The following is a 4,809-nucleotide window of genomic DNA, read 5'->3' as shown; positions in this document are numbered from 1 at the left end:
ATACGCCTGGTCGCTGAAGATGGCAGCTACATCAAGATTGGAGCTGGCGTGACCATGGGGACCAAGGGCGACATCAAGCTGCTGTCGGCGTCCCATCAGTGGGGTGGGCCATCTACGGAGCAAGCAACCAAGACCAGTTTCAGCAATGCGCCCACGGATCAGCGTTTCCGTCTGCATTACCCGGGAGAGTCTGCCGACACCGCCCCTGCTGCGGCCAATCAGTCTTACCGCATCACGCTGGACGATGGTCGCGTGATCGAGGGCAAGAGCGATGCGAACGGGCTGACCGAACTGGTCAAGGATGATGCCATGCGCATTCTCAAGATTGATATTCTGAAACCTGCGTTATAAAAAATAATAAGGATCATCATGGCCGATACCAACGATGGTAATCATGTCGCTGCCAGCGGTGCAGCCGTCTCCCAATCCAACCGGTGCAGTAATCGACCGGTAGAAGTACCGGCAGACCTGCCGGGCATTGTCATTTTCATTCATGGAGTCAATGATCCTGGGGCGGTTTATTCGTTCGTTGAAGAAGGATTGTGTCAGGGGCTTAATGAACGATTGGATCGTGGGGATTTGAAGGCGGGGAGTTATGGTGCGGAATATCAGCGCCTGAAAGCCCAACCCAAAGCGGATAAGCAGGAAAAAGATATTCTGGCTGACCCCGATACCTATCTATACCGGCGCGAGGAAGTCACCGGTACCACCAAAAGTGTCTTCGTTCCCTTCTATTGGGGATACCGTGCACGCAACGATGAAATTGCACGCTTCGACTCGAAAGGCAAAAGCAACACCGACGAAGTCAAGGGCGGAGTTGACGATGGTCGAGGCTTCCAGACGATCCGCGGCCAATATCAGGATATCCATGGAAACCGGCTTGATCAGCATTTTGGTAAAGCCGGAGGTTTCTTCGCCAATGCCACCAATAATATTCCAGACATGTATGGAGAAGGATTTCGCCCTGACTGGATTACCAACCGCGTGACCAAGAATAGCCTGGGCGGCCCTTCCGTCTATGCCGCCGATGCGCCGGAGCGCCGCTACTTCATTCTGGCCGCTACGCGCCTGGCACACCTGATCACCACGATCCGAGCCACCAAGCCCTCTGCACTTGCCGACGCGCATGGGATGCAGCCCGAGAATGAGACGATCACCATCATGGGGCACAGCCAGGGAACGATCCTGACCTTGCTGGCCCAGGCCATCTTGAAACAAAAAGGCCAGCGCTGCGTTGATTGCATCATCATGGTTGATAGTCCCTACAGTCTTTACAAGACCAAAGGCTGTCAGCAGACCGCTCACGCCAAACTCAAGACGCTTATCGATATCGTCAATGAAGTCACCTCCCATCGGCATAACACTCCGCAGTTGGCTGATCTACTGATTGATCACTGCAACAGTGGCGGCAGGACGGGAGCGAAATGGAGTGAGGCTACAGGCCAGCGCCTGGACAAGAGCGGAAAAAAATGGATCACCTTTGATGAACGTGACAATAGAGGAAAAGTCTATTTGTACTTCTGCCCGGAAGATACCGTAGTCGGACTGAAAGATGTTCGTGGTATCGGCACCTTTGGCGTTCCGGATGTGGTCCCCCAAGATGGGGCTGCGACTAAAGAAGGTAAGCCGATGGAGGCCATGAAGCGCCTGGAGCAGTTGCGATTTTTCCAGCGAATGTGGACCCGCATGGAACGTCCTGATCCCGCCGATGGCAAGTCCAAGAAAGTCTTGGTCGGAACCCCGCCCGGTCGTGTGCGTGTGCGCGAACCGGACGAACGCTTATCCCCCGGACCCGATACAGGACCTGCCAATTTCATCATCAGCACGGTGCTGCAAAAAGATTTCAAGTGGAAGGAAACGCGCCATATCAACGGGGAAGAATTGAAGCCCCCGTGCGAGCCCGATCTGTATGGCGGGGAAGTCGAAGGCTTGACCGGTGGCCCAAGGCCCGGACAGCCCGATAAGGCGGGCAGGATTGCGCCGGATGACGTCACGAAAAACGTCATGCTAGGAAACCAGTACGCCAGCTTTAAATGGGAGACCGTAGAACGCACGGTAAATCCGTTTTATGACTTGGACAAAGCGAAAGCGGCTTTCAATGCAAACAAACCATTTGATGAACAGTCGCACAATTGGCGTATCAGGCAAGCGCTTCCAGCTCCCATCCCCGCGTTGGGAAAGACGTTATTTATCGTGGAACGCGAAGAAACACCTGCGCAAGCACGAAAACGCATGGCCAGCGACAAAGATGCTTACGAAGAGAATAACTATCACTCGGGTATATTGCACAGCGCAGAGAATCATCGCTGGGTCACGGCAATGGATGTAGCGATCGGACAGGCAATAACGCTGGATGATGCGGTTTGGCGTGACCTCATCGTGCTTATTGCGGATTGGAAAATGGATCCCAATGCTTTGGGGAAAATTACTCAGAACAAAGCCTTCACTGATCGGCTGTCGCAAGAGGACAGAGATTTTATTCTGGCCTGTAAGGATTATTATCAACTCGGAAAATTTCCTGGAGAGCACTTCGTCTCATTGAAGATGCCCTCCTTAGTGACAAGCGAATTGAACTCCAATGCTGCTCGACTGGAAGATTGGAAAACACAGTTGAACGCCGACCCCAAGCAGCACATAAAGAACTTCAGGAGCTGGGACGATTGACAATGAAACCGCGCATCTGGCCTTATGCGGCCGCATTTCTGGTCGGAGTATTTCTCTGGACCGGCTACATCATGAACGAGAGCTACCATCAGTGGCAAACAACAGGACAGGAGACGATGGACATGGGAAGTAGTATTCGCAATGGTGTATTGATAGTGCTCGGCATTGCTGTCTTGACTTATGGCGGAAGTTGGGCTTGGATGCATCGCTCCTCGAATAGCGCCGCAGGGGCAACTGCGCAGAATCAGGCCGCGCCTCCGGTGACACAATCAGCTCTGACTGGTGGACAGATAATGCTCGCCCAGACCGAGCAGAAATTTGTGCTGGAAGTACGTGGAATGGGCCTCGCCGTCGGTAAAAAGAGTGATGAAGAGATTTGGGAAGCAATTGAAGAAAAGGCTAGCAATCACGTCAGCTATCGCTCGCAGAATCCAGAGGATTACACTAATAGCGCGAGCCAACGACTAACTGATCTAGGTGTAGCGACAAGCCTTTCATTTAGGGAAGGCGCACGCCATGCAGTCGATCAGTGGCCGCTGCCTGTCATTCTATGGAATCCCCCAAAGTCGAAACGGACCTCTCGCCCGGCGGCGGATTTGGCAGGTCTGCGCCAAATGGCTGGGCTGGGGGTAACACTGCTTCTATGGCAGGAAGACGCCAACACCGATGACGGTGCGGCCATGATTGAAAAACTCTTCTCCTTTTTCGATACCCATCCCGATGTGCCAGCAGCGCTGATCTTCAGCCGAGACGGTTCAATGATGCGCTCGTTGGTAGCCACCCCTGGAAACGTGGACACCCCCGAGGTAGGCCATGTCATCCCAGCGATGCCCGACAGTGTGGCGGCATTCCTGGTGACTCGATCAGATCGGGTCGATAAATTGATCCGTCCCTATATCGTCAAGCAGACCGCCAAGATCAACAAGAACGACACCGAATACGACATCGTCAAGCTGTGGAATTTCTTCTGGCGTAATAGTGATGATGATGGCCCCGGCAGTTTTAATGCTCACTTCATTAAGGAAGAAAAAGAAGCGGGAGTAGGCAACCCATCCGCAAGCGGCGTGATGTCCTCAACCTGGTGGCAAGCCCAACTCCCAGAACTATGGAAAACCATCAGCAACCAGGGCCCGGGGGACTTTAAGCCAACACCTTACATCCCTGTGCGCTGGACCGATTGGCAATTGAAGCAATACGACAGCGCTCCCCTGCTCGGCTATCTCCATCGCCCGGTAGATGTAAAGCTGACCGATGACAAGGGCCAACCGTTGAAGACCGCACTGCAAGCAGCAGCACTGAAAGCAGGCTGGGAAGCCGCCATCGCCGGACTGCCTGAAGCCACCGAACCCAAGCGCGTCTTCTACGACACCACCGGCAACAAGCAATGGGTGATCCCGCTGAACCAGGCCTTGATGCAGATGGGAGCCTCGGCACCCCATCCGGACGAAGTCAAGGAAGGCTATGACATCGGCGCGCGCATTGGTGACACCGGCACCAGCTCACCCATGGTACAGATCGGACTCGGACTCATTGCCAGCTACCACCAAGGCGGTGCCAGCGCCACAGTGAACCGTCGTCCAAATGGTATGGCTACCATCATCATGGTCAGTCCGCCAGATGAAGCAACCAAGGCTGCTTGGGCCAAGAATCACGCTGGCAGAAGCCCGTTTGACTGACAATGAAAAAACACCGCAATGCTGCATCGACACCGGCTGCATGAGAGAACAACTGATTTGGCAAATTCTAGGTAACGGCAAATATGGCAAAGAGTCTTCGTAACAGTGCATTGGCTTTGCTTGGCATTGCAGTGATGGCCTACGCTGGAAGTTGGGCCTGGATGCATCGTTCACCGAATGGAACCACAGATCCAGCTTCGAAGGAACAGGCCGCTCCAGCAGCGGTGGAAAGCCATCTTTCTGAGAGCCAAGCAATGCTCGCTCAAACTGGAAAGAAATTTGTGCTGGAAGTGCGAGGCATGGGCGTCGTTGTCGGCGAAAACACTGACGAAGAGATATGGCGAGCTATTGAAAAGAGGCAGACAATCACGCTACTTACCTTTCACAGAACCCGGAAGACTATACAAATAGCGCCAGCGAGCGCTTGACTGAACTAGGGATATCTACGCGCGTGTCGTTTAAAAAAACA

General features: G+C 53.6%; 2 protein-coding genes and 2 pseudogenes. All 4 read left to right on the top strand.

The genetic code is table 11. The features are described from left to right. A pseudogene (locus I5W_RS07580) lies at window positions 1-351 on the top strand (type VI secretion system tip protein VgrG); the annotation flags it as partial. An 18-nt stretch (window positions 352-369) separates the two neighbouring features. Then, window positions 370-2,664: a T6SS effector phospholipase Tle3 domain-containing protein gene (locus I5W_RS07575; RefSeq protein WP_083893483.1), complete on the top strand. Its 2,295-nt coding sequence runs from the start codon at window positions 370-372 to the stop codon at window positions 2,662-2,664. A 2-nt stretch (window positions 2,665-2,666) separates the two neighbouring features. Beyond that, a complete protein-coding gene (locus I5W_RS07570) occupies window positions 2,667-4,340 on the top strand; it encodes a type VI lipase adapter Tla3 domain-containing protein (RefSeq protein WP_083893482.1) in 1,674 nt (557 codons plus the stop codon). Window positions 4,341-4,423: 83 nt separating this feature from the next. After that, window positions 4,424-4,809: pseudogene (locus tag I5W_RS34010) on the top strand (type VI lipase adapter Tla3 domain-containing protein); the annotation flags it as partial.

Origin of the sequence: Herbaspirillum sp. B65, assembly GCF_000333555.1 — a bacterium.
GTDB classification, from domain to species: Bacteria; Pseudomonadota; Gammaproteobacteria; order Burkholderiales; family Burkholderiaceae_D; genus Herbaspirillum; species Herbaspirillum rubrisubalbicans.
Note: the sequence above shows the minus strand (reverse complement) of the source record. Positions and strands in the feature narration are given on the sequence as shown.